The organism is Vibrio sp. STUT-A16 (assembly GCF_026000495.1).
In the GTDB taxonomy this organism is placed as follows: Bacteria; Pseudomonadota; Gammaproteobacteria; order Enterobacterales; family Vibrionaceae; genus Vibrio; species Vibrio diabolicus.
In genome coordinates this window covers 38,899-60,753 of record NZ_AP026766.1, presented here as the reverse complement: position 1 = coordinate 60,753, position 21,855 = coordinate 38,899, and the positions used below count along the sequence as shown (strand labels likewise).

The following is a 21,855-nucleotide window of genomic DNA, read 5'->3' as shown; positions in this document are numbered from 1 at the left end:
AGAGAATGCTTAGGAAGAGTAGGCGTATTGTCCGCCTGAAAGACGCTGATTAAACAAACTTTGCTCAAATTCATTACAAGGCATCGGTTTACCATAGAGAAAGCCTTGCCCAATATCACAACCCTCACCAATAAGAAACTGCTCTTGTTGGGGGGATTCAATGCCCTCAATAACCACTTGGAGGTCCAGTTTTTTAGCTATGTGTATGATAGAGCAAATGATCGCACGATCATCGTCCGACTTTTCCATTTGCTGGACAAAGCTCTTATCAATCTTGATGGCATCAAATGGGTATTTCTTCAAATAGCTGAAAGAGGCGTACCCTGTACCAAAGTCATCAAGTGACAATGTCACGCCCAGTTCATGCAATTTGTTTAGCGTTGTGCGTGCTACTATTTCATCGGCAATTAAAGCGCTCTCGGTCACCTCGAGTTCGAGAAAATGTGCTGGTAAATGGAAGGATTCGAGTAGGTGTTGCACTTGCTCCGCAAAGTTCACGTTTTGTAATTGAATTGGAGAGACGTTAACGGCAATTTTGAAATTATCAATTAACTCCGACCACTGTTTAGCTTTGTCTATCGCGGTACGAAGAACAAAAGAGCCAACTTCAAAAATAAGTCCGTTTTGTTCAGCCATATGTATTAATGCTTCGTTAGAGACGTCTCCCAGTATTGGGTGTCTCCAGCGCAGCAATGCTTCTGCGCCAATCCATTTGTGAGTATGGGGATGAACTTTGGGCTGAAAGTACAGCATCAGGTCGTCATTTCTTACCGCTTGCAATAAGTAGCTTTCCAATTGATTGTGGTTGTTTAGCTCATTCGAATGACTTTCACAAAAATAACTATACGCTTCGCCAGACTCTTTACACAGCAGCATGGCATAGCATGCATTTTGAAGAAGTTGTTTGGCATTGCTGGTTTGGTGGGCTTGTACAACACCAATATAAGAGTTGAGGTGAACCTCTGTGTCTTTAATATAAAAGCTTCCCAAGCCAATATTGGTGATATCATCCAATAGCTTACGCAATTTCATATCAATATCGTTGCCCCAAATGAGTAATACAAGGTCATTCGAGCTTGGCCTTCCGGTAACGAAATAACTCGATTCTCGTTTACCAAGGCGATACCGAAATTCTTTTAATATCTCGTCAAAGGCCTCAAAGCCATAACGGGTTTGGATACTGCGAGCATTACTAAAGCCAATGTTTATCACAAGCAGTGATTGCTGGCTATGATCCAACGTTCCGAGCGTTTCTCCGACAACACTTTCCAGTGCTGCGCGGTTTAAGAATCCGGTTCCCTGATCGTGTGTTTTTTGGTAGCTCACTTGTTTTTCTGCGGCCTTACGGCGATCAATCTCTTTTGTTAGGGAGTAACTCAACTGCGCTAGGTCCGTAGTACGGTTCTCAACTCTATTTTTGAGTTCATTATTAAGACGCTGGAGTTTGTGTTGCTGATACACGACGGAGAGCTGCGCTTCGATTGAGTCTTTGAAAGTTCCGAGCAATTGGCGGTAAGTGTCGCTGTATTCATTCTTCTTGGAATCAAGCATGCAGATGGTTCCAAACGTCTCTCCGTTTGGCCAGAATAACGGTAAACCACAATAAGATATCATGCCTAGTTTGATGTCAGGGTTATTGCACCATTCTTCATCCTCGAGCGCATTAGGAACCATGAGTTCGCTCTTATGCTCAATGACATGCTCACAGTACAAACCGTTGCCGAGTAGTTCAGCATCGCCGGTACGATAGGGGTTACCTTGAGTTTCACTGGATGTGTTGACTTCAATACGATCTGGATGGATACGCATGATTAATGTGGTGGGTACGTGCGTTATTTGAGCCAGTAAGTTGACGATTTCCTGCCAACTTTTTTGCATAGACTCAGGGATTTCATAATCTAATGTTTGCAATCTCCCCATATAGGTCATCCTTTACGTGGTTTCACTTCCTGTGAATTTAAAATGTAGACTGCTCTATCTTGTTCTCGGTTTTTAATTAAGTATAGGGTGGCTGGGGCTTGAAACAAAAAAAAGTCCTGAAAAGTGTTCAGGACTAGGAATAGTTATCACATATCTCATACTTGAAACAGATAACAAGCATTAAGGTTTAAGCGATTTTAGCGACTCAATAGAAATGTCTTGCGAATAGTCGACGTCTTCAAAGTTAAAGCCATTTAGCTTCATAAACTCATCTTTAAAGCCTTGGTAATCACCAATCTCTTTAAAGTTATTGGCGTTCATTTGCTCTAAAAGAGCATGGACTTCTTGTTGTACTTGCGGGTCAAGCTCTAAGTCGTCTATTCGGATTAAGCGTTCGCCGTCAACAGGCACTTTATCTTGATCGTACAATTTAGTGGTAAACAGTCGCTGCATTTGTTCAATACAGCGTTCGTGAGTACCTTTTTCCTTCATCACTCGATAAAGCGCTAATAGGTAGGGACTTAGCGCAGGAATGAACACACTGGCTTTCGTCACCAACGCCTTACACACTGTTGCGTAAGCACCGCCTTCAAAGTTGGCCAGTTTTAGATTCAGCGAGTGACTTGTTTGGTGTAAATCTATTTTCGCTCGACCTAACGTACCATCGAGATAGATAGGGTGCGTAACGTCTGGTCCCATGTAAGAAAACGCGATGGTTTTGCAGCCTTGTGCAATTGAGTCGTTATTAATCAGTGTATCAATCCAGCTTTCCCAGTCTTCACCGCCCATCACTTTGATAGTGGCTTCGGCCTCTTGCTCTGTTGCGGGAGTTAAAGTGGTTTCTACCCACTGATCGTTCTCCAGCATAATTGAAGCGCCAGTGACAGGCTCACCAATAGGCTTAATGACGCTGCGCCAAAACTCATCAGACTCTGGTTTAGGTCGAACACCCGTCGCTAAGCTATAGATGACTAAATCAACTTCACCTTCAAAGTACGTTTCAATGGCTTCAATCACTTGATTGCGGACAGAGTCAGAGAATGCGTCACCAACAATATTGATGGCGGTACGCCCCGCGTGATTTGCTTCTTGTTTAAAAAAGATGTTGTTATACCAACCCGCACTTCCAACGCCTTTGTCTGAAGGCCCGCGCTCGAAGGAGACACCAATGGTATCAGCTTTAGCACCTCCGAAGGTGAGGGCAATACGAGCCGCTAACCCGAAACCAGAGGAAGCACCAATAATCAAAACCCGTTTTGGACCGCTTTTGATCTGCGGGGCGTGTTTTACGTATTCAATTTGCTCTTTAATGGATGCATGACACCCGTGAGGGTGAGCAGAGCGAGCAACAACACCTTGAATTAAAGGGTCTATTCGCATGTTGTTATCTATCCTCGATGAGTGGAATTGAAAATAGATTAACGTAAAGTTAAGTAAAACTTATTGAGCTAGACCATTAAAATTAGAGATGTTTAATTAATTCTTGAGCAACAAAGTCAGCAATCCAAGGCTGTGCATCAGGCTTTGGGTGAAGGCCATCATCCATCATCCACTCGGGTTTGATGACCACATGCTCCAAGAAGAATGGCATCAAGGTAACTTGTTGATGTTGTGCGAGCTTAGGGTAGATATCGTAAAACATATCGCTATAGCGCTTACCATAATTAGGTGGCACTCGAATTTGCATCATGACAACGTCCGCACCTGAATCTTTTATCATGGTAATCATTTTTGAGAGATTCGACGTAATAAGTTTAGGAGGGAAACCTCTTAGGCCATCGTTGGCACCTAACTCAATGAGCACCATATCAGGGCTGTGCTGGGTTAGCAGCTGTGGTAATCGAGCTAAGCCGTTGCCTGTGGTATCGCCAGAAATGCTGGCATTAATAACTGTTACATCTTGACCATGTTCTGACAAGGCATCAGGGAGTAAGCTAGGCCAACTCTTTTCGATCGGCATCTGATAGCCCGCGCTCAGGCTATCACCTAAGACAAGTAGCTTTTCGCTCGCATGTGCAGTAGCGGAAAAACAAAAAAATAGAACTAAGGAAAGTATACGAATCATGCAAACACCTGTACTTAATGCACCTATTGTTCAAGCCAATTTGGTTTCTAAACAAGTCTCTACTAATCAAGAGCAATTAACAATCCTCAAAGATGTAAATGTTGACATCAGGAAAGGAGAAAAAATCGCCATCGTCGGTACTTCCGGTGCGGGTAAGTCAACGTTGATGACGTTGTTAGCTGGCCTTGATACACCAACATCAGGTGAAATTACCTTGTTAGGTCATGAGTTATCAAAACTTGACGATGAAGCTCGCGCAAAAATTCGCGCTGACTCTCTGGGTTTTGTTTTCCAAAGTTTCTTATTAATCCCGAGCTTGAGTGCATTACGCAATGTCACGCTTCCTTGTCTTTTACGTGGTGAAGCCGAAGATGAAGCAAGAGCCGCCGAATTATTAACCGCTGTTGGATTGGAAAAACGTGTCGATCATCTTCCAAGTCAATTATCTGGTGGTGAACAACAACGTGTCGCGCTAGCACGTGCCTTTATGACACAGCCTGAACTGTTGTTCGCAGACGAGCCTACCGGCAATCTTGACCATCAAACCGCAGACAAAGTGATTGAGCTGCTATTCGATCTTAATGAGCAGCATGGAACAACGCTGATATTAGTTACACACGATAGTCATCTAGCAAGTCGATGTGACCGTATTTATCGTATGGAGGCGGGTGAGCTTAAGGAGGAGGTGTAATGTCTGCAGTATCATCAAGCGAAGCAACATCGACAGAAAGAAGCAGTGCAATAAAACACTCGTCAAACAAAAGCCTAATACGTTGGAGTTTCGGCGAAATAAGACAGGGGAACCTTTGGCCTATTAGCGTTGCTCTTATTCTTGTGATTGCGAGCATCTTTGCGCTTTCTGCATTAGCGGAGCGAATGGAGCAGGTGATCGTCAAACAGGGGAAGGATGCATTGACAGCGGATGCGGTGTTTGTGTCTGCTAATCCTATACCTGACACGTTGTTAGCCTCGACTGAAAACCTAGAACGTTCGACGATGACACGATTTGCCACGATGGCATTTAGCGACAATGGTATGCAGTTGATTTCCGTAAGGGCAGTGGACGACAATTACCCTTTAATGGGAGAACTGGTACTAGACAACAACCCATCCGGTCGCGTTAAAGAGAACCAACTCTGGCTTGATGAGCGGATTATAGCTCAACTAGACGTCAAGTCGGGTGACAGCGTCACTATAGGCGATGCCGATTTTACGGTTTCAGGTGCAGTGCTGATGGAACCTGGGTTAAGCTTTAACCCATTTCAGCAAATGCCTTCTGCATACATCCATCAAAAAGACGTTGAGAAAACAGGAGCAATTCAAGTCGGGAGTCGAGTTCAATACCGTCTGTTTCTACAAGCCGATGATAAAACGCTAAAAGGCCTGCAAGAAGATACTGTTCTTTCTCCTAGTGATCGCTGGCGCACGCAAGATACTGCCAGTCGTAGCAATGAGGTCTTTGAACGAACGACGCAGTATTTGTCTCTAACGGTTGCGATTGTCATCATTATGGCAGCGACAACATTGGTTCTTACTTGCCAAAACTATGTGAATAGTCGAACACAAACCATTGCGATGCTAAAAAGCCTTGGCGCAAGTCGACGATGGATTGAAAAATGGCTGTTTATTCAAGTCACAATCCTGCTCATTAGCGCCAGTGTCGTTGGGTTATTGTTGGGGAGTGGGCTGGAGTACTTATTGCGCATTCCACTCAAAGACTTATTACCAGAGCCACTACCTAGTTACGGCGTCACTCCTTATCTAGTGTCGTTTATCTCAGCAGTCCTGATTACCGTTCCTGCCCTTGGCATACCATTGCTAGGTTTGATTAAAACTCCAGCCTTAGAAGTGCTACAGCAGGGCAAAGCTCAACGTTCTTGGAAGCGAATGTTGCTTGTTCTAGTTCCCGTCGTCCCATTACTTTTGCTTTATGCTGATAATACCTTAGTTTGGATTGTTCTTATTGGTATTGCAGTACTGTTTGTAGTGCTTGCTGCAGTGAGCGTCGCACTCACAAAATTGTTTGCGCGTATTTCAACACAACCTGCCATGAAGCTTGCGTTGAGTCGTATCAACCGCACGCCAGTAACCAGTGGCCTGCAGTTTGGTGCTTTGGCGTTGTCCTTGATGCTGCTATCTATTATCTGGCTTGTGCGCAGCGATATTCTCGCGGATTGGGAGAGAACCTTACCTGCAGACGCGCCAAATGTCTTCGCATTAAATATTGGTGATTACGAACTCGATAGCTACCTAGAAACCTTAGATAAAAATGGGGTTACACGGTCACAAGCTTATCCAATTATTCGTGGTCGATTGACAGAGATTAATGGTCAAAACGTCAAAGAGATTGAATACGAAGGAGAAGGCTCTGACGCAATACGTCGTGAATTGAACCTTACGTGGGGAGACAGCCTGCCAGAGTATAATGATGTGCTTGCGGGTGAATGGACAAATAAGGGGAGTGTCTCCGTAGAAGCCGATGTAGCAAATGACTTGGGCATCGAACTTGGTGACAAACTGCGCTTTGTTATTAATAGCCAGAACTACGATGCGGTAGTAGATACCATTCGTTATGTTGAATGGCGTGATATGAAGCCTAACTTTTACTTTATTTTCTCATCCGACGTTATGGCTAATCTACCGGGTTCTTACCTTATCAGTTATAGAATTGATGAAGGGAACGAAGCACTATTAACGTCTATGTCTCGATCTCACCCAACGGTATCTGTTTTAGATATTCGTACCATGGGCGAAAAAATCCAGGGCTTGATTCAACAAATCGTATCGGCAATCACTATTCTTTCTCTTTTAGGCGTGGTTGCGGGGTTGCTACTTATCTTTACGCTATTGAGATTAAGCTTATCCCAACGTCAGCAGGAGATCCGTTTGTATCGCACATTAGGTTCAAGTAAAAAACGGATCAATACAACTCTGTGGGCCGAATACGGCATTATGGCGTTGATAGCTAGCGGTGTCGCGGTATTCGCTGCGGAAGTTTGTGTGGCCGCGGTAATGACATATGGCTTCGATCTGAACGCACAAATTCACCCCGAATTGTGGATAGCTTTACCACTGGCAACATTTGTTACGTTGGCACTTGTCGTAATGAGTTTGTTGAAAAGATTGTTAACGCCAGTAAACACTTAATCACTGCAAATGTTATTAAATGCGGAACACTCCATGACACTTTTATTTTAGTTATCCACAAAAACAGTGGATAACTTTTGGGATAACTAAATGGGGTAAAAAGTGGGGTGTTTCTGCAGGCTTTGCGCCATGGGTCTTACAGTGAAATTGTTATTCACATAGGCATAAAAAAGTGTCTTCCTAACCATGTCGTCAAGTACTTTTTTGCAATTTTTTTCTACTTTAACGCACCATAAAGGCGCAGTTGGATATTTCGCAAACCCATGAACTTTTTGTGATTTTAATCAAGCCCAAACACGAGTAGAATCCACCGTTAGTAAAGAATTTTCCTTATAAAATTTTTAGTGAAGCAATGAAGTCTGAGTTTCCAAATTACAAAGATAAGCACATCGCTGTTGTTGGTGGCGGTGTCGCAGGTGCAACAGCAGCAATTCATTTTGCGGAGCTGGGTTTTAAAGTTTCCGTAATAGAGAAGGGCGTATCACTGGTAAATGGTCCGCCCATTTGCCATTTACATGCAGGTGGCAACTTATATCGAGAGATTTCTGAGCAACAATGTTTAGATTTGTTAGCACAATCCATTGATACCGTTCGCCTATATCCGCTTTCACTGAATATTCGCCCGACGATCATTGCAGTCCCTTATTCTGATGGTGGAGATCCATCCGCACTGATTCCTCGACTAGAGGTGGTGAAAAATGCTTATCAAACGCTCGTTGATAAAGATCAAAGCAACAAAGTGCTTGGTGAGCCAAGCGAATACTACAAATTGTATTCAAAAGAGGATCTAGAAGCACTCGCACAACGTACTCAACCAAGTCACCCTGCAACCTTTGATGAGTGGTGTATTCCTTTTGCTCAACATGCTGATCTAGAAGCGCTAAAGTACCCAGTTGTGGCGGTTCAGGAATATGGCTGGAGTGTTTTTCGCCTTGCCGCAATTGCCAACTTAACGTTGAACGCTCTGCCAAACGCCTCAGTATGCACACAAGCAACGCTCAAACAAGCGGACTGGATGGGTAATCACTGGCAACTTGGTTACGAACGAGATGGCATTGATTATCTTATGACATGTGACTACTTGGTCAATGCATGTGGTTTTGAAACAGGATCCATTGACAATACCATCGGTGCCAAGCGTGATAGGTTAGTTGAGTTTAAAGCCGCTTACGTAACCAAGTGGGCAGACTGTCAACAACTGTGGCCAGAAGTTATTTTCCATGGACCGCGTGGAACTGATAAAGGAATGGCTCAACTGACCCCCTATGGTAATGGTTATTTTCAGCTTCACGGCATGACGAAAGGAATTACGCTATTTGAAGATGGCTTAGTTGAGAGTACGCCGTCTTCTGCTCAGCCTGAACTGCCAGTACCTTTACTCTCAAAGATACGTAACGGTTGGCGAGAAGAAGTCTTAGAAGAACGAACCAATAATGCTATTAAACACATGGCGCAGTTCATTCCCGACTATCATTCTGCTATCAAAGGGGGAAAAGCCCTGTTTGGTGCCCAGCAAATTCCTGGAACGGATCCGGTACTCAGGGCAGCCGATGTGACCTTTGAAGACAACCATTACGCACGAATAGAAGTGGTAAAAGCGTCATCAACACTACTCGCAGCGCAAAAAATGCTTCAGTTCTGGTTTGATATCGAACCTAACCAAAACGTGGAATCACAACATCCAGTCGCTGTGCATTGGTCTGAGCAAGAAATTGAGCAGTACGCGATTAAACTCACGCAAGAGCGAGACTATCCGCAAGCGTTAGCAGAGCGTTATGGGATGCCGGCATAATAGTTACGTATGGGCTCAGAGGTTGTATTAATATCCAAAAAACTGAGCCCATTGGCACCATACTTCTTGCAAGCCTTGTCTATCTCCTTTCACAAAATTCACTTTTTGCCCGGGTTTCGCCTGTGCCAGCCTTGGCAGGTCAATACGTGCTACACAGCCAAACTTAGGATAGCCACCGATGGTTTGGTGATCGTTGAGCAACACAATGGGATTACCATCGTTAGGAACTTGAATCGATCCTAGCGCAATTCCTTCCGACAGTACGCCTTCGTAAGGCGGTTTGATTTTGTTTCCCTCAAGACGATAGCCCATTCGATTTGAATCAGGGGATATGGTGAATGCGTTGCTATAAAAGGCTTGGCGAGTGTCTTCATCAAAGTCCTCATTTTGATAGCCTTCAATCACTCTCAGCTTAATGGGTAAGTTGTAATCCGGCTTAAAGCGAAATGTCATAAGCCTTGGTTTGTGTTTCGGTAAGTTATGAGGAAAAAAGGGAAGAATATCGCCTGCTTTTAAAGCGCCACCATTTGAGTCATAACCACCAAGAGATTCTCTCGTGACTGTAGAGGCACTTCCTAAGTGCTGAGCAATATCGAATCCACCTTTAACCGCAAGATAGGATCGAAGTCCATTTTTTGCGACTCCGAACTGCAGCTTCTGCCCCTTCTTCAACGTAAAGTCAGACCAATTTGAGATAGGCTCACCATCTACTTTTGCATTCAAATCACCACCACATATTGCAAGATGGCAGTTATGTAGTGCGACAAAGCAAGCGTTCCCCAAAGTAATTTCAATCGCAGCACAATTGACTACGTTACCAAGTAAATGGTTTGCCCAACTGTAGGCGTAATCATCTACGGGGCCACCTTGAGTCACGCCAATATGCGCTAAGCCAAAACGACCAAAGTCTTGAATCAAAGAAAGTGGCCCTGACTTTTCCACCAGCAATCCAGCGTAACTCATAGAACACCTCCTAACTCGATAAACTTTTGTTTGGAAATGGCATTAAACGTGACCTTGTCACCTACTTCAAACGGTATAAAAGGTGGCGTATCAGAGAAAAGGGGAAGCGGGCTTCTACCGATAATGTTCCATCCGCCAGGACTATCTGATGGATAGACGGCCGTTTTAGAGTCTGCGATTCCCACGCTTCCGGCTGGTACTCGCGTTCTTGGTGTAGCTAACCTTGGCATATGTAATTGAGTATCGACATCGGAGAGGAATGCAAAACCTGGAGCAAAACCAATCGCTGAAACCGCATACTCGGCCTGAGTATGTAAAGAAATGAGCGCGTCTAATGATAGTCCACGATCTTGAAAGCGGGACAAATCTAGCGCGGTTTCTTCAGAGTAGTATACGGGAATAGTGATGTGGTTAGGTTGAACAAAGCTGAGCGATTGAGTATCAAACTGACTGATCATTTGATGCAGTTTATGCACTAAATCTTTTTCATTGATTCGAAAAGGCAAGTAATCAATGAGTATGGTTTGATAGGAGGGGACCACGTTCATAATGATTGACGCTAAAGTGTCTTTGATGTTTCGAGCAAGTTCTCCGACCGCATTTTCAGAGATATTCTCGTCAAACTTAATGAAAATACTGCACTCAGAGATCAAAGAGATACTAAATTTCTCTTTATGCATTAATTTCCTCCCGCGTATAGGCTTTGACGGATCTTTTGGATCAGCGCGATCGACTCTTCATTGTCACCATGAACACAAATCGTATCGGCTTCCAGTAAAATGTAGCCGCCAGAAGCGGTTTTGACACGCCCAGAGTCTGCTAACGTACGGACTTGCTCAAGTATCGCATGCTCATTCTTTAACACGGCATTAGGCTGTGTCCTAGGTGTAAGTAATCCGTCATCTTGATACAAACGGTCTGCAAATGCTTCAAACAGCAAGGGAACGTCATAATCATCTGCGATTTCTAAGTATTTTTCGTTTTCCTGTGACGCTAGAATCATTAACGGCACTTTGAATAAAGCTGCCGCCTTTACAACTGATCTAAATATCGCATCACTTTTCATCATGTCGTTGTATAACGCGCCATGAGGCTTTATATAGCTGATATCTGTGTATTGAGCCTTACAAAGTGCCTGTAAAGCGCCTACTTGGTATATAACCATGTTAGTAATTTCATCACCCGTCATGTTTATACTGCGCCTGCCAAAGCCTTGGAGGTCGGCGTAGCCCGGGTGTGCTCCAATATCAACATCGTTGTCGTTGGCGAGAGTGATAGTGTCGTGCATGACATTAGGATCGGAAGCATGAAAGCCGCACGCGATGTTTGCCATATCAACATGAGGCATAACATCTTCGTCTGCCCCCATAATCCAAGAGCCAAAGCTCTCACCCATGTCACAGTTCAATGTAAGTTGCTGTTTATTCAATGTCATACGTTTTATTTCTACACAAGCAATGGGTTCACGATGCAGGAAAATGCATCTAGGTTCAGTGACTCACTTCATTCTTCTATCATGAAAGCGAGGTTTATGATCTGATGGCTGACGAAAAAGATCACTTTAGTCCATAAAGATGTTGCCGTTATTTGAGTTGATCCGAATTTTAAGGTATTTCGTTCCTTTTCCATCCAATTTTTGAGAATTTAAGGTTATTTTGCATTGGCATCGTGTTAATCTTGTCGCCCTTAATGGGTAATAGATTGCATAACAACGCTTCTGTCATTTTTAGTGGTTGTCTGCGACAGGAATACATATGTCATTACGAGCAAAGCTTATTTGGCCAATTTTGGTCTTTATAACGGCTATCTTTGTTATCTCAAAAGGTTATACCTCGTATACAGCATACCAATCGTCTAAGCATGAGTTGGTCGAACAAACGAGAAAGTTGATTAACAATGTTTCTTTCTCAATTAAAGATGCGCTAACGACAAAGAACAAGCAAAAAGCTCAAACTACTCTCATCAACTTTTTAAACCAGCCGAATGTTACGCGGGTTAAACTTTACGACCAAGATGATCAGCCTTTCGTTGTTCTTGAAGGAAGTGGGGTATCAGCTCCCGTACCTAATCAAACTGAAAGAAGCAAGTTACACGCGCTAGGTTATGCCTTATCAGCCAAATTTCTTTATGTTCTAGAGCCAATTATTCACGATGGTCGTGTCATTGGCAGTATGAGGGTTACGCTTTCCCATCGTCCAATCATAGAAGCCCAACAATCTTTACTTCGAGATGGTGCTGTACTTCTTCTGTTGCTGTTCGCTAGTGGCACTATCTTTTACATAAGTATCGATAGGCTTGTTCTCAAACCTGTTATAGAACTGAGTCATACGATAGAGAGTGTGACACACGGACAAAATACGGATACTCAAGTTCGCTATTACTCCAAGGATGAAATTGGAGAACTCGCACATTCCTTCAATCAAATGATGAACAAGTTAACAACACGCGAGAAACAGCGGCAACATTCATTAGAAATGTTAGAACAAAAGCGGGCGTTTTCAGAAGAAGTCATTGAATCTATTCAACATGCATTAGTTATTACCGACAACTTCGGGCGTGTTATTTACTGTAATACTGCGACTCGGCAGATATTTCAAAAAAAGTCAGAGGAACTTGAGCATGCCAATATCCGTGATCTAATTAAAACGAAAACACCGAATGAGCTGAGCCAAATCCTAAGTAGGGGGTTAGAATGCGATGACATTCACCTCAAAAATGCAGACAACGAACAGCAGTTGAGTTTAACCAGTCGTCGTTTGTCCACACATGGACACTTATTGTTTTCAATTCAAGATATCACCGAAATTGAAGAGGCCATGAGCAGGCAGCGTGTTGCGGGGCGTGTTTTTGAGAGCAGCCAAGATGGCCTCATCGTTCTTAATCATCGAGGTGTTATCACAATGGCTAACCCTGCGGTCACTAAGTTAGTTGGACTAGAGATGGATCAGCTTATTGGGAAGTCATTTATCCAAACACTAAAGTGGCGCAAGTTGCAGGAAATGATGCCTAGCATCATTGAATCGATAGAAAACTATGGGGTATGGCAAGGGGAAGTTATTGAGCAGAACCATCTTGGCCATTTTGTGCCGATGTTTGCAAGGGTTAATCGCATCGTTAAGTGTGAAGACCATGGGTTCTACGACCTGGTCATTGTTCTTACCGATCTTTCTGGCGCAAAAGAGATGGAACGGCTTGAGTACTTAGCTCATCACGATGCATTAACGGGGTTAGCGAATCGCTCCAAGTTCCATTTAGAGTTGGAAGAATTAGTACAACGGTCGGGATACTTACGTGACGAATTTGCGGTGCTTTACCTCGATCTCGATGGTTTTAAAGAGGTTAATGATACCTATGGCCATGACGCAGGTGATGAAGTTCTGAAAAAAGTAGCCGAGCGTCTAACATCTGCGACTCGACATAGTGATTTAATCGCAAGACTTTCGGGTGATGAATTTGTCATGTTGGTTAATCCTGCCAACCAAAAAGTCGTCACCCGAATTGCAGAACAACTGCTCGAAGGCGTATGCACACCAATCGAGTACAAAGGTAACTCGCTCAAGGTTGGCGTTAGCATCGGCGTAAAATTGGTCGGTGTTAATGAGCGAGATGCCACTCGAGTGTTAAAAAGTGCAGATACTGCAATGTACCAAGCTAAAAAAGCCGGAAAAGGCCAAGCAATATTAATGGGATGCGAATTGCAGGAGACTGTTTAAATCGTAACGTCAAAGCTTTAAACTAAACCCATTCGCGTCAGAAGGAATGATAAAATGAAAGTACTTGTTACGGGTGGTATGGGCTATATTGGTAGCCATACATGTATTCAAATGATCGAAGCTGGTATGACGCCAGTGATTCTAGATAACCTGTACAACAGTAAGTCTACGGTCTTAGATCGCATTGAAAAGGTATGTGGCGTAAAGCCAACCTTCATTCAAGCCGATATCAGAGATAAATCGACAATGGTAGAGGTTCTAAAGTCGCACGATATCGAAGCGGTTATCCATTTTGCAGGTTTAAAGGCCGTCGGTGAGTCCGTAGCAAAACCCCTAGAGTATTATGACAACAATGTGAATGGCACTTTGGTATTGGTTGATGCAATGCGCGAAGCTGGAGTTAAATCGTTGGTATTTAGCTCCTCTGCAACTGTCTATGGCGATCCTGCATCTGTTCCAATCACAGAAGACTTTCCAACTAGCGCAACTAACCCTTATGGACGCAGTAAATTAATGGTGGAAGAATGTTTAACGGACTTCCAAAAAGCGAATCCAGATTGGAGCATCACACTTCTTCGTTACTTTAACCCTGTAGGTTCACATCCAACTGGTGAGTTAGGTGAAGATCCTCAAGGTATTCCAAATAACCTAATGCCGTTTGTTTCTCAAGTTGCAGTGGGCCGACGAGAGTTCCTCTCTGTATTTGGTAGCGACTACCCAACGAAAGATGGCACCGGCGTGCGTGACTACATTCATGTGATGGACTTATCCGATGGTCACGTCGCTGCTTTGGAAAAAGTAGGTAACAAAGCTGGGCTTCATGTCTACAACCTTGGCACTGGCAATGGCTACAGTGTGCTTGAAATGGTGAAAGCATTTGAAACTGCAAGTGGTAAAGATGTTCCATACCAACTTGTTGAACGTCGTCCAGGCGATATTGCGGAGTGTTGGGCTGATCCATCAAAAGCAATGAATGAGTTAGGTTGGAAAGCGTCTCGCACTCTAGAAGAAATGACTGGTGATACATGGCGTTGGCAATCTAACAACCCTCAAGGTTACCCAGACGCCTAATTTTGATTTACACAATAATAACAAAAAGACGCATGATTGCGTCTTTTTTGATCCAAATCGGAAAAAATCGTAAATTACTGGTTAAAAGGTAGCAAGTCTATATAGAGCTGTTAAACTATGTCCGACTCTTAATTTGGGTTATAAATTTTCTCATAGCTATTGGGGTAGTTCATGGAACTCGGTCTGATCATCACTTTTATCATTGCAGCAGCAGTAATGGTGAAAAAAGAGATGGCAAAACAGTAAACTTTCATTTTTCATACTTTTCTTTACATTTTTGAAATGAAAGCCATAAAAAAAGCCAGCATTAAGCTGGCTTTTGTGTTTTCGGAGGCTTTAGAACTCGTATTTAGCTGTAATTGACCAGTTCCGCCCAGCTTGAGTCAGATCTTTGTTTTCTGTCTGAAGGTCACGCACATCATTCCAATTGTAGTACTCTTCATCTGTTACGTTGAACATACCTGCTCGCAACGTAAGGTCTTTAATAGGTTTGTAGTACGCGGTGATATCTACAACCGTAGCTGCGGAGATAGGCAACACTTTATCGTCATTTATGTCGCTTTTATCTTTAGATGCGGTGTAGTTAATGGTTAACGTGGTTCCCCAGTTTTGTTCTGAATCGTAATTAAAACCAGCGACAAGGTTCCAAGGGTTAACACTGTTTAGTGGATTATTGTTTCCATCTTCACCTTCCGTATACGCCGCTGCTACACGAGAGCTAAATCCTTCGATTGGCATGAACTTGTTCCACGAAAGTTGGTTTGAAAACTCAATTCCTTTAATTGTCGCTTTGCCAATATTTACGTACTGCAGAATCGCAGGGTCAGTCACAGGAGTCCAAGTGCCAGAGACGGTTTTACTTTCGATGAAGTTGTCGTAATCGCTGTAGAAAACTGACACTTCACTGCTAGAAATGTCATTATTATGTCGCCAACCAAATTCGTACGAAATGCTGTCTTCTGCTTTTAAATCAGGATTTGGCTTAAAAATATAGCCATGCATTGGGTTGCCGAAGGAGTAGTACAACTCTTGGAAATCTGGAGCACGGAAACCTTGGCTGATTTGCGCGAATAAACGATGTTGTTCATTAAGCTTATAAACAGAACCTAAGCGGCCTGTAAATGCAGAATCAGAAAACTTTTTGTAGTCGCTAGCCGCGTTACCACTTGGGTTGCTGCTTGTGTCACCTGGATCGGTTTCAAATGCATCCCACCGTACGCCCGGGGTAATCGTAAAGTTACCTACCGTAATTTCGTCTTGTAAAAAGAGCCCGTAACGACGCTCGCTCGCAGAAGGGATATAGAAAATTTCTTTGTTTCCGCTTGCACTGTTGTACTCTTTGTTAACGTTCTTAATGTCTTTATCACTGAAGGATGCACCGTACACAAAGTAATGCTCTGTACTACCAAGCATGAGATATTTGTCGAACTGAGAATCAAACTGGTAGCCTTCATCCTCGTAGATGTAGTCTTTACGTTGGTTATTCTGACCTTTAACACGATCAGTAATGCCGTTTTCTTCTTTGCTAAGCCAATCTAGTTGCCAGGTAAGGGAGTCCGCTACGGCCGTTTGCATCTCCCAAATATGTTTTATACCAACTTGATATTGTTCTGTTACATCTTCACTTGTTGCATTAGTATAACCGTTGTAAGACTGCTTTCCGTTGCCTTTGTTGCGAATATAATTCCCATTGAACTCAACACGATGTGCATCATTGAGTTGGTACTGAAGCTTAACCAGTAAGTTGTTCGCTTCTGTATCTGCATCTGCTAGATCTCCAAAGTTATCCAGTTCATTGCCGTCGCGACGCGTATAAGTAAGTAAAGATTCCAAGTCGCCAGTTTTGTGCGCTAATGCCACAGATTCACTGAATGTATTGTCTTCGGAAGAGTAGTTGAACTTCGCATGGCCACCAAAGTTACGACCCTTAAGGAAATCAGCCGGATCTTTAGTTTCAAATGCAACAATGCCACCAATTGCGTCAGAACCATGTAGAGACGATGCTGCACCTTTTACAATTTCAACCGCTTTTATTAGGTCGGTATCCACGTTAACGCGAGCAGAGTTAATGAACGTATTCCCTGATTCGAACTGGTTACCTTGAGATACGCCGTCCACAAGAACTTTAATTCGATTGCCTTCGATACCACGGATATTGATACTCTGGACACCTTGGCGAGAGTTTGTCTTAACCGTGACTCCTGGCGTGTACTCAAAGAGATCATCTAAGCCAGTGACCATGCTTTCTTCGATGTTCTTATCAGTAACGATCGCAACAGAAGCAGCAGTGTCTTCGATTTGGCTATTAGTACGAGTCGCAGTCACGACCACTTCATTGAAGGTTGAATGATCTTCAGCGTAGGCACCTTGGGATAGTGCAATCAGAATAGAGGCTGACAAAATGGTTTTTTTATACATTGGCTTCAATACCTTAGATCCATAATAGGTAACAACAAACGGGATATTAATGGATCTAAATAATAATTACTATCATTACCATTGTTATTTGTGGTTTTATCTTGAGTAGAACTCTTAGGTTATGAGCATTTCTAGTCTTTAGTTATCAGTGTGTTATATTGTTTAACGTTAGTTCTTGATAAGATCATCCAAATACAATCAATGTGACAAAAATCACATTAAGAGAGGCCATGTGCAGAGTCCAATTACGTTAGAAGCGCTCCATATTCTGGATGCCATTGACCGAAGAGGGAGTTTTGCAGCTGCTGCGAATGAGTTAGATAGAGCCCCGTCATCACTGAGCTATCAGATCCAGAAACTCGAGCAAGACTTAGACATCATTATCTTCGATCGCTCTGGCCACAAAGCCCATTTTACTGAAGCAGGAAAGCTCATCCTTGAAAGAGGACGAGCCATTTTACAAGCCAGTGAAAAGTTAGTGAATGATGCAACGTTATTGGCGAATGGTTGGGAACTGGATATTACCATTGCCTTTGATGGCATTATTCCTATATCCAATTTCTTCCCTATGGTTGATGCATTGGCTGAAGTAAGCTCAACACGAGTCAGACTGCAAGAAGAGATCTTGGCTGGTAGCTGGGAATCGCTGAATACAGGTAGAGCGGATTTACTGATTTGCCCATCACTGGATACACTTCCTCAAGAAGTCAAATCAGAAAAAATTGGTAAAATGAGCATGTTTTGGGTAGCGGCAGCTGATCACTATGTTCACAAGCGTAGTGGTAAGTTTGATGAGGCGGCGCGAGAAAAGTACCGAATCATTGCCATTGCAGACACTGCACGCGAACAACCTGCGCTCTCAATTAATATCATTCAAAAACAACCTCGCTTGACCGTCACCAACTTTACGGCAAAAGTAGATGCGCTCACTGCAGGTTTAGGCATTGGTACGTTACCAAGCCAAATTGCACAACCTTTGATTGATAGTGGCGTATTGAAGCGAATCGAAGGTACAGAAGAGCAGCCGATGGATATTATCTTAGCATGGCGCCGAAATACCATGGGTGAGGCGAAATCCTGGTGTATTCAATACTTGAAAAAGAATTGGAAACTAAAGTAACAACGTAACTTTTACTTCTTAGGTTCCCATTGCTTATCGAATCTAAGAAGTAAAGTTATCGCTAATGCTTTATTTTTCAATTTAAAGGAAGCACCATATCTGCCGTACCATCGGCAAACTGAACATCGACTTCAAATCCCAGGTTTTGAGCTAACATCAACATCCCTCTGTTTGTAGGCATGGTCATTCCAGACATTTGCTTTGTGCCTTTAATCTTGCAATAGCTGATAATTTTCTGCATCAGCACTTTACCTAAGCCTTTTCCTTTCAAATCTGAACGAACCAAAATAGCAAACTCAGCATCACTATTATCTGGGGTAATCAATGCGCGGGCTACGCCTATGATAGACGGTCCGTCGGTATTAAACGCTACCGCAACAAACGCCATTTCGCGGTCATAGTCGATTTGAGTGAAGTTTGCCAAAGCCTCATGGTTGAACTCACCAACCTCAGAAAAGAAACGCTTATACAGATCTTCTTTCGATACGCTATTAATGAATTGAGCATGCAGCGGCTCATCTTCAGGCAGGATAGGGCGAAGCAGGATAGGTTGGCCATCTCGAAGCGTTACAGTTTCGACAAATTCTGCCGGGAAAGGACGAATCGCCAGACGTTTTTGCGCATCTCCCTCGTATTTACACAGTGTGATGTCCGCATCGAGGATAGTTAAATCGCTTCCCGACACCAATACTGGATGGATATCCAGTCTTTGTATTTCTGGCAACTCAACCGCCATTTGGGAGATACGAACTAAGAATTTCGACAACTCACTAATATCGAGCGCATCTTTGTGTTTCTGCAGGCGAATCTTTCCAGACTTTAAAGCCACAACGACAAGGTAGCGCGCAAGCGTCATGTTCAAAGGAGGAAGTGCAGCGACGGCATCTTGGGCGATATTCCACTCCGAGCCGCCTTGACCAAGCAAGATCACAGGTCCAAAGACCTTATCTACTGCAATACTAATCCGTAGCTCTTCAGCGCTGCCGAGCTTTGCCATACCTTGTACCAGCAGACCATGTACATTTGCAGAAGGGTAACTTAGCTTTACGGTATCTAGAATGGATAGCGCTGCGTTGGAAACTTCTCGACTGTTTCTTAAATTCAGGGCGACACCGTGTACATCCGATTTATGAGGAATGTCTGGAGATCGCAACTTAACCGCAACAGGGTATCCGATATTTTCTGCCATATGCACGGCTTCAATTTCGTCAGATGCAATCCATGTTGGCAGAACATTAAACCCGAACAGCTTAAATAATGGGCTGGTTTGATGCGTATCCAAAGTAACTGTGTTTTTATCCAGTAGTCGTTCATTTACCCATTCTTTTGCAGAACTCACACTTCCAGAGTGCAATGGCTCAGCCGTCGTTGGCGTTTCCATTAATTGCTTCTGGTTTCGTCGATACTCAACCAAGTGCATATATGCAACGACCGCACTTTCCGGCGTTCGATAGGTTGGAATGCCAGCTTGAGTAAATGCCAATCGTGCCTCTCTCGACGTTTGTTCTCCTGACCAGTTGGTCAAGATATTAAAATGCTTATGCCGAGGGTGAGCCTTGATCGCCTCAATAACAGCTTGAGCAGTTTCAAGAGGGGCGGAAACCGCAGAAGGACTATGCATAATCAAGATCGCATCTGCACAGTCGTTATTCATCAGTGCGTTAATGGTATCAATGTAGCGTTTTTTTGTTGCGTCACCAGACAGATCAATCGGATTTCGAGCACGCCAGTTGGACGGAAGCACTGCTTGTAATTGCTCAATGGAAGCGTCATCAAGTGTTGCGAGTTGGCCACCACGTTCAATCAAAGTATCAACGGACATAACTGCAGGGCCGCCGCCATTGGTGACGATCGCTAAACGCTCCCCACGAAGTGGAACAGAATGCGTGAGTGTTTCTACCGCAGCGAAGAGCTCATGCGTATTGCTGACTCGTAACATACCAGTTCGACGGATGGCAGAATCGTAAACTACATCAAGCGTATCACCATCTTGCTGTTCGAAAGTATTCATCTCTTTAGAGCGGCCAGCTTTTAATACCAATATACGGCGGTTACGTGAAGCAGCTCGCGCAGCAGACATAAATCGTCGAGCATCTTGGATGTTATCCACATAAAGCAGAATAGCTTCCGTATTCCCATCCATACTTAAGTAATCAAGCAAATCTGCAAAATCGATATCCTGTCCGCGTCCAATCGAAATGAACGAAGAAAAGCCAATATTCTTATCATTTGCCCAGTCTAACACTGTGGTACAAACCGCCGCAGATTGTGAGATGAACGCAATTTTTCCGGGCTTAGCCGCAACAGGAGAAAACGTGCAGTTAAAATTGTGCCAAGGCAAGATAATACCTAAGCTGTTTGGTCCTAAAACTCGAATATTCAATGATGAAATATTTAAAGGCTGGGCGTCATCAGAGATAACAATCGCAAACGGTGTGCCTCTCTCATCTAACTCTTTAAGCAGTTGCTCGTTGCGTGAAACGTTCGTACATAAAATCGCAATATCTGGCGTATAGGGTAGGGAAGCCACATCAGGGTAGGCTATAACTCCGGATACCGCTTTGTATCGCGGCGTTACTGGCATAATCGCGCCACCAAACCCACTTTGTAGAAGGTTGCGCATAACTACATGTCCTGCTCGCAATGCTTTTTGAGATGCCCCAATAACGGCCACAGAGTTGGGTTTAAAGAGTTTATGTAGTTTATTCATGCTGACTCCTAGCCGTTTGCAAGTAACGTTTGCCTATCGGTTTCATATCAATCATAAACGAATAATTTATTGATAAAACGTCTTCAGACCAGACATTGCATAAAATGTGGGCGATGCTTATGGAGTTTGTGTTATTCATCACATCAAAATCACAGATTATTGTATTTGATGCTTGATAAACGGCCCTGCTATCGGCATGATTTATCGTAATATTTATCCAGAGCATTTGTTACTTCATGAAAAAAATCGCAATCATCGGCTTGTCAGTCCTGCTTTCTGCTTGTGCATCTGAAACTTACATCACAGACGTAACTTCTGAAAGTTATCGAGAGGACTACAAATCAGATCGTATCTCTAAGCCAATTATGGCGTCTGAAAACGCTGTAGTAGAAAAAGACGTACAACCAACTGTTGTGAAAATGACGGCAAAGCCTGAAGAGAAAAAAGTAGTCAAGCTAACGCCAAAAGAGCAGGCGAAGCCAGTTAAGATCGTACCACCGAGTAAAAAGCAAGCAGGTATTCAACGATTCGGCTATACCATTCAAGTCGCGGCTGTGGGTAGCCAAGCGAAAGTCGATCAGTTTGCAAATAAGCTGCCACAGAACGGTCAGCCAATTTGGGAAAACTACAAAGTCGTCAACGGTACTAAGTGGTTCTCAGTTTTATACGGAGACTACGCAACAAGCGCGGAAGCCAAGCAAGCGATTTCGACTTTGCCTGCTCAATTTCAGCAGTTAAGACCATTTGTTAAAAGCATTGACGCCATTAAAAACTCAGCTTATCCAACGCTTAACAAATTAAACTAACACATCAAATAAGGGAGCGAATAGCTCCCTTATTTATTTGTTCAAATCCTACTCGAACAAAATTCCTCACACTAAAATTACTGTACGTCACACTTCAAAGGTTTATCATAATAAATAGTATCTTTTGTAG

At 43.4% G+C, this 21,855-nt stretch carries 15 protein-coding genes; 7 read left to right on the top strand and 8 right to left on the bottom strand.

Features of this window, described 5'->3' with window-relative positions; genetic code table 11:
* Positions 1-9: 9 nt before the first annotated feature.
* The 3 genes from OO778_RS16950 to tesA all read right to left on the bottom strand — a co-directional run bounded on the left by OO778_RS16950 (position 10) and on the right by tesA (position 3,985).
* The gene (locus tag OO778_RS16950; protein WP_053808423.1) at positions 10-1,920 is read right to left on the bottom strand and encodes an EAL domain-containing protein; all 1,911 of its coding nucleotides are present in this window, start codon (positions 1,918-1,920) and stop codon (positions 10-12) included.
* Positions 1,921-2,100: 180 nt separating this feature from the next.
* Positions 2,101-3,300 (bottom strand): enoyl-ACP reductase FabV, encoded by a 1,200-nt coding sequence (gene fabV, locus OO778_RS16945; RefSeq protein ID WP_074190664.1) that lies wholly within the window; start codon positions 3,298-3,300, stop codon positions 2,101-2,103.
* An 82-nt stretch (positions 3,301-3,382) separates the two neighbouring features.
* Positions 3,383-3,985, bottom strand: coding sequence for a multifunctional acyl-CoA thioesterase I/protease I/lysophospholipase L1 (gene tesA / locus OO778_RS16940; protein WP_005395483.1), 603 nt, complete (start codon positions 3,983-3,985; stop codon positions 3,383-3,385).
* On the opposite strand from tesA, the gene OO778_RS16935 reads away from it, so the two are divergent.
* The 3 genes from OO778_RS16935 (at position 3,984) to OO778_RS16925 (ending at position 8,924) form a co-directional block, all read left to right on the top strand.
* Complete coding sequence (locus OO778_RS16935) at positions 3,984-4,676, top strand: ABC transporter ATP-binding protein (RefSeq protein WP_074190665.1); 693 nt, start codon at positions 3,984-3,986, stop codon at positions 4,674-4,676. The genes tesA and OO778_RS16935 overlap by 2 nt on opposite strands.
* On the top strand, positions 4,676-7,132 hold the full coding sequence (locus OO778_RS16930) for an FtsX-like permease family protein (RefSeq protein WP_264912254.1): 2,457 nt from the start codon (positions 4,676-4,678) through the stop codon (positions 7,130-7,132). Before OO778_RS16935 ends, OO778_RS16930 begins: the two co-directional genes overlap by 1 nt.
* Before the next feature lie 352 nt (positions 7,133-7,484).
* The gene (locus OO778_RS16925; RefSeq protein ID WP_264912253.1) at positions 7,485-8,924 is read left to right on the top strand and encodes an FAD-dependent oxidoreductase; all 1,440 of its coding nucleotides are present in this window, start codon (positions 7,485-7,487) and stop codon (positions 8,922-8,924) included.
* A 27-nt stretch (positions 8,925-8,951) separates the two neighbouring features.
* Here OO778_RS16925 and OO778_RS16920 read toward each other — a convergent pair whose 3' ends face one another.
* From OO778_RS16920 to OO778_RS16910, 3 genes are read right to left on the bottom strand one after another with little or no spacing between them, the layout of a single operon-like run.
* Complete coding sequence (locus tag OO778_RS16920) at positions 8,952-9,887, bottom strand: biotin-dependent carboxyltransferase family protein (RefSeq protein ID WP_225461091.1); 936 nt, start codon at positions 9,885-9,887, stop codon at positions 8,952-8,954.
* Positions 9,884-10,567, bottom strand: a complete 684-nt coding sequence (locus OO778_RS16915; RefSeq protein WP_264912252.1) for an allophanate hydrolase subunit 1 — start codon at positions 10,565-10,567, stop codon at positions 9,884-9,886. Before OO778_RS16915 ends, OO778_RS16920 begins: the two co-directional genes overlap by 4 nt.
* The gene (locus OO778_RS16910) at positions 10,567-11,322 is read right to left on the bottom strand and encodes a 5-oxoprolinase subunit PxpA (RefSeq protein ID WP_264912251.1); all 756 of its coding nucleotides are present in this window, start codon (positions 11,320-11,322) and stop codon (positions 10,567-10,569) included. The genes OO778_RS16915 and OO778_RS16910 overlap by 1 nt, the downstream gene beginning before the upstream one ends.
* 319 nt (positions 11,323-11,641) lie before the next feature.
* On the opposite strand from OO778_RS16910, the gene OO778_RS16905 reads away from it, so the two are divergent.
* Both OO778_RS16905 and galE read left to right on the top strand, forming a co-directional pair.
* Positions 11,642-13,600, top strand: a complete 1,959-nt coding sequence (locus tag OO778_RS16905) for a diguanylate cyclase (protein WP_264912250.1) — start codon at positions 11,642-11,644, stop codon at positions 13,598-13,600.
* A 54-nt stretch (positions 13,601-13,654) separates the two neighbouring features.
* On the top strand, positions 13,655-14,671 hold the full coding sequence (galE, locus tag OO778_RS16900; RefSeq protein ID WP_074190671.1) for a UDP-glucose 4-epimerase GalE: 1,017 nt from the start codon (positions 13,655-13,657) through the stop codon (positions 14,669-14,671).
* A 336-nt stretch (positions 14,672-15,007) separates the two neighbouring features.
* Here galE and OO778_RS16895 read toward each other — a convergent pair whose 3' ends face one another.
* On the bottom strand, positions 15,008-17,089 hold the full coding sequence (locus tag OO778_RS16895) for a TonB-dependent hemoglobin/transferrin/lactoferrin family receptor (protein ID WP_264912249.1): 2,082 nt from the start codon (positions 17,087-17,089) through the stop codon (positions 15,008-15,010).
* Between the two features lie 232 nt (positions 17,090-17,321).
* Here OO778_RS16895 and OO778_RS16890 point away from each other — a divergent pair, with 232 nt between their 5' ends.
* Positions 17,322-18,209 carry a LysR family transcriptional regulator gene (locus tag OO778_RS16890; protein ID WP_005395465.1) on the top strand — a complete coding sequence of 296 codons (888 nt, stop codon included), beginning with the start codon at positions 17,322-17,324 and terminating at the stop codon, positions 18,207-18,209.
* Positions 18,210-18,285: 76 nt separating this feature from the next.
* Here OO778_RS16890 and OO778_RS16885 read toward each other — a convergent pair whose 3' ends face one another.
* Entirely contained in the window at positions 18,286-20,919 is a 2,634-nt protein-coding gene (locus tag OO778_RS16885; protein WP_264912248.1) for a bifunctional acetate--CoA ligase family protein/GNAT family N-acetyltransferase, read from the bottom strand.
* A gap of 236 nt (positions 20,920-21,155) precedes the next feature.
* Here OO778_RS16885 and OO778_RS16880 point away from each other — a divergent pair, with 236 nt between their 5' ends.
* Entirely contained in the window at positions 21,156-21,725 is a 570-nt protein-coding gene (locus OO778_RS16880) for an SPOR domain-containing protein (RefSeq protein ID WP_005390018.1), read from the top strand.
* The last annotated feature ends 130 nt before the right edge of the window (positions 21,726-21,855 follow it).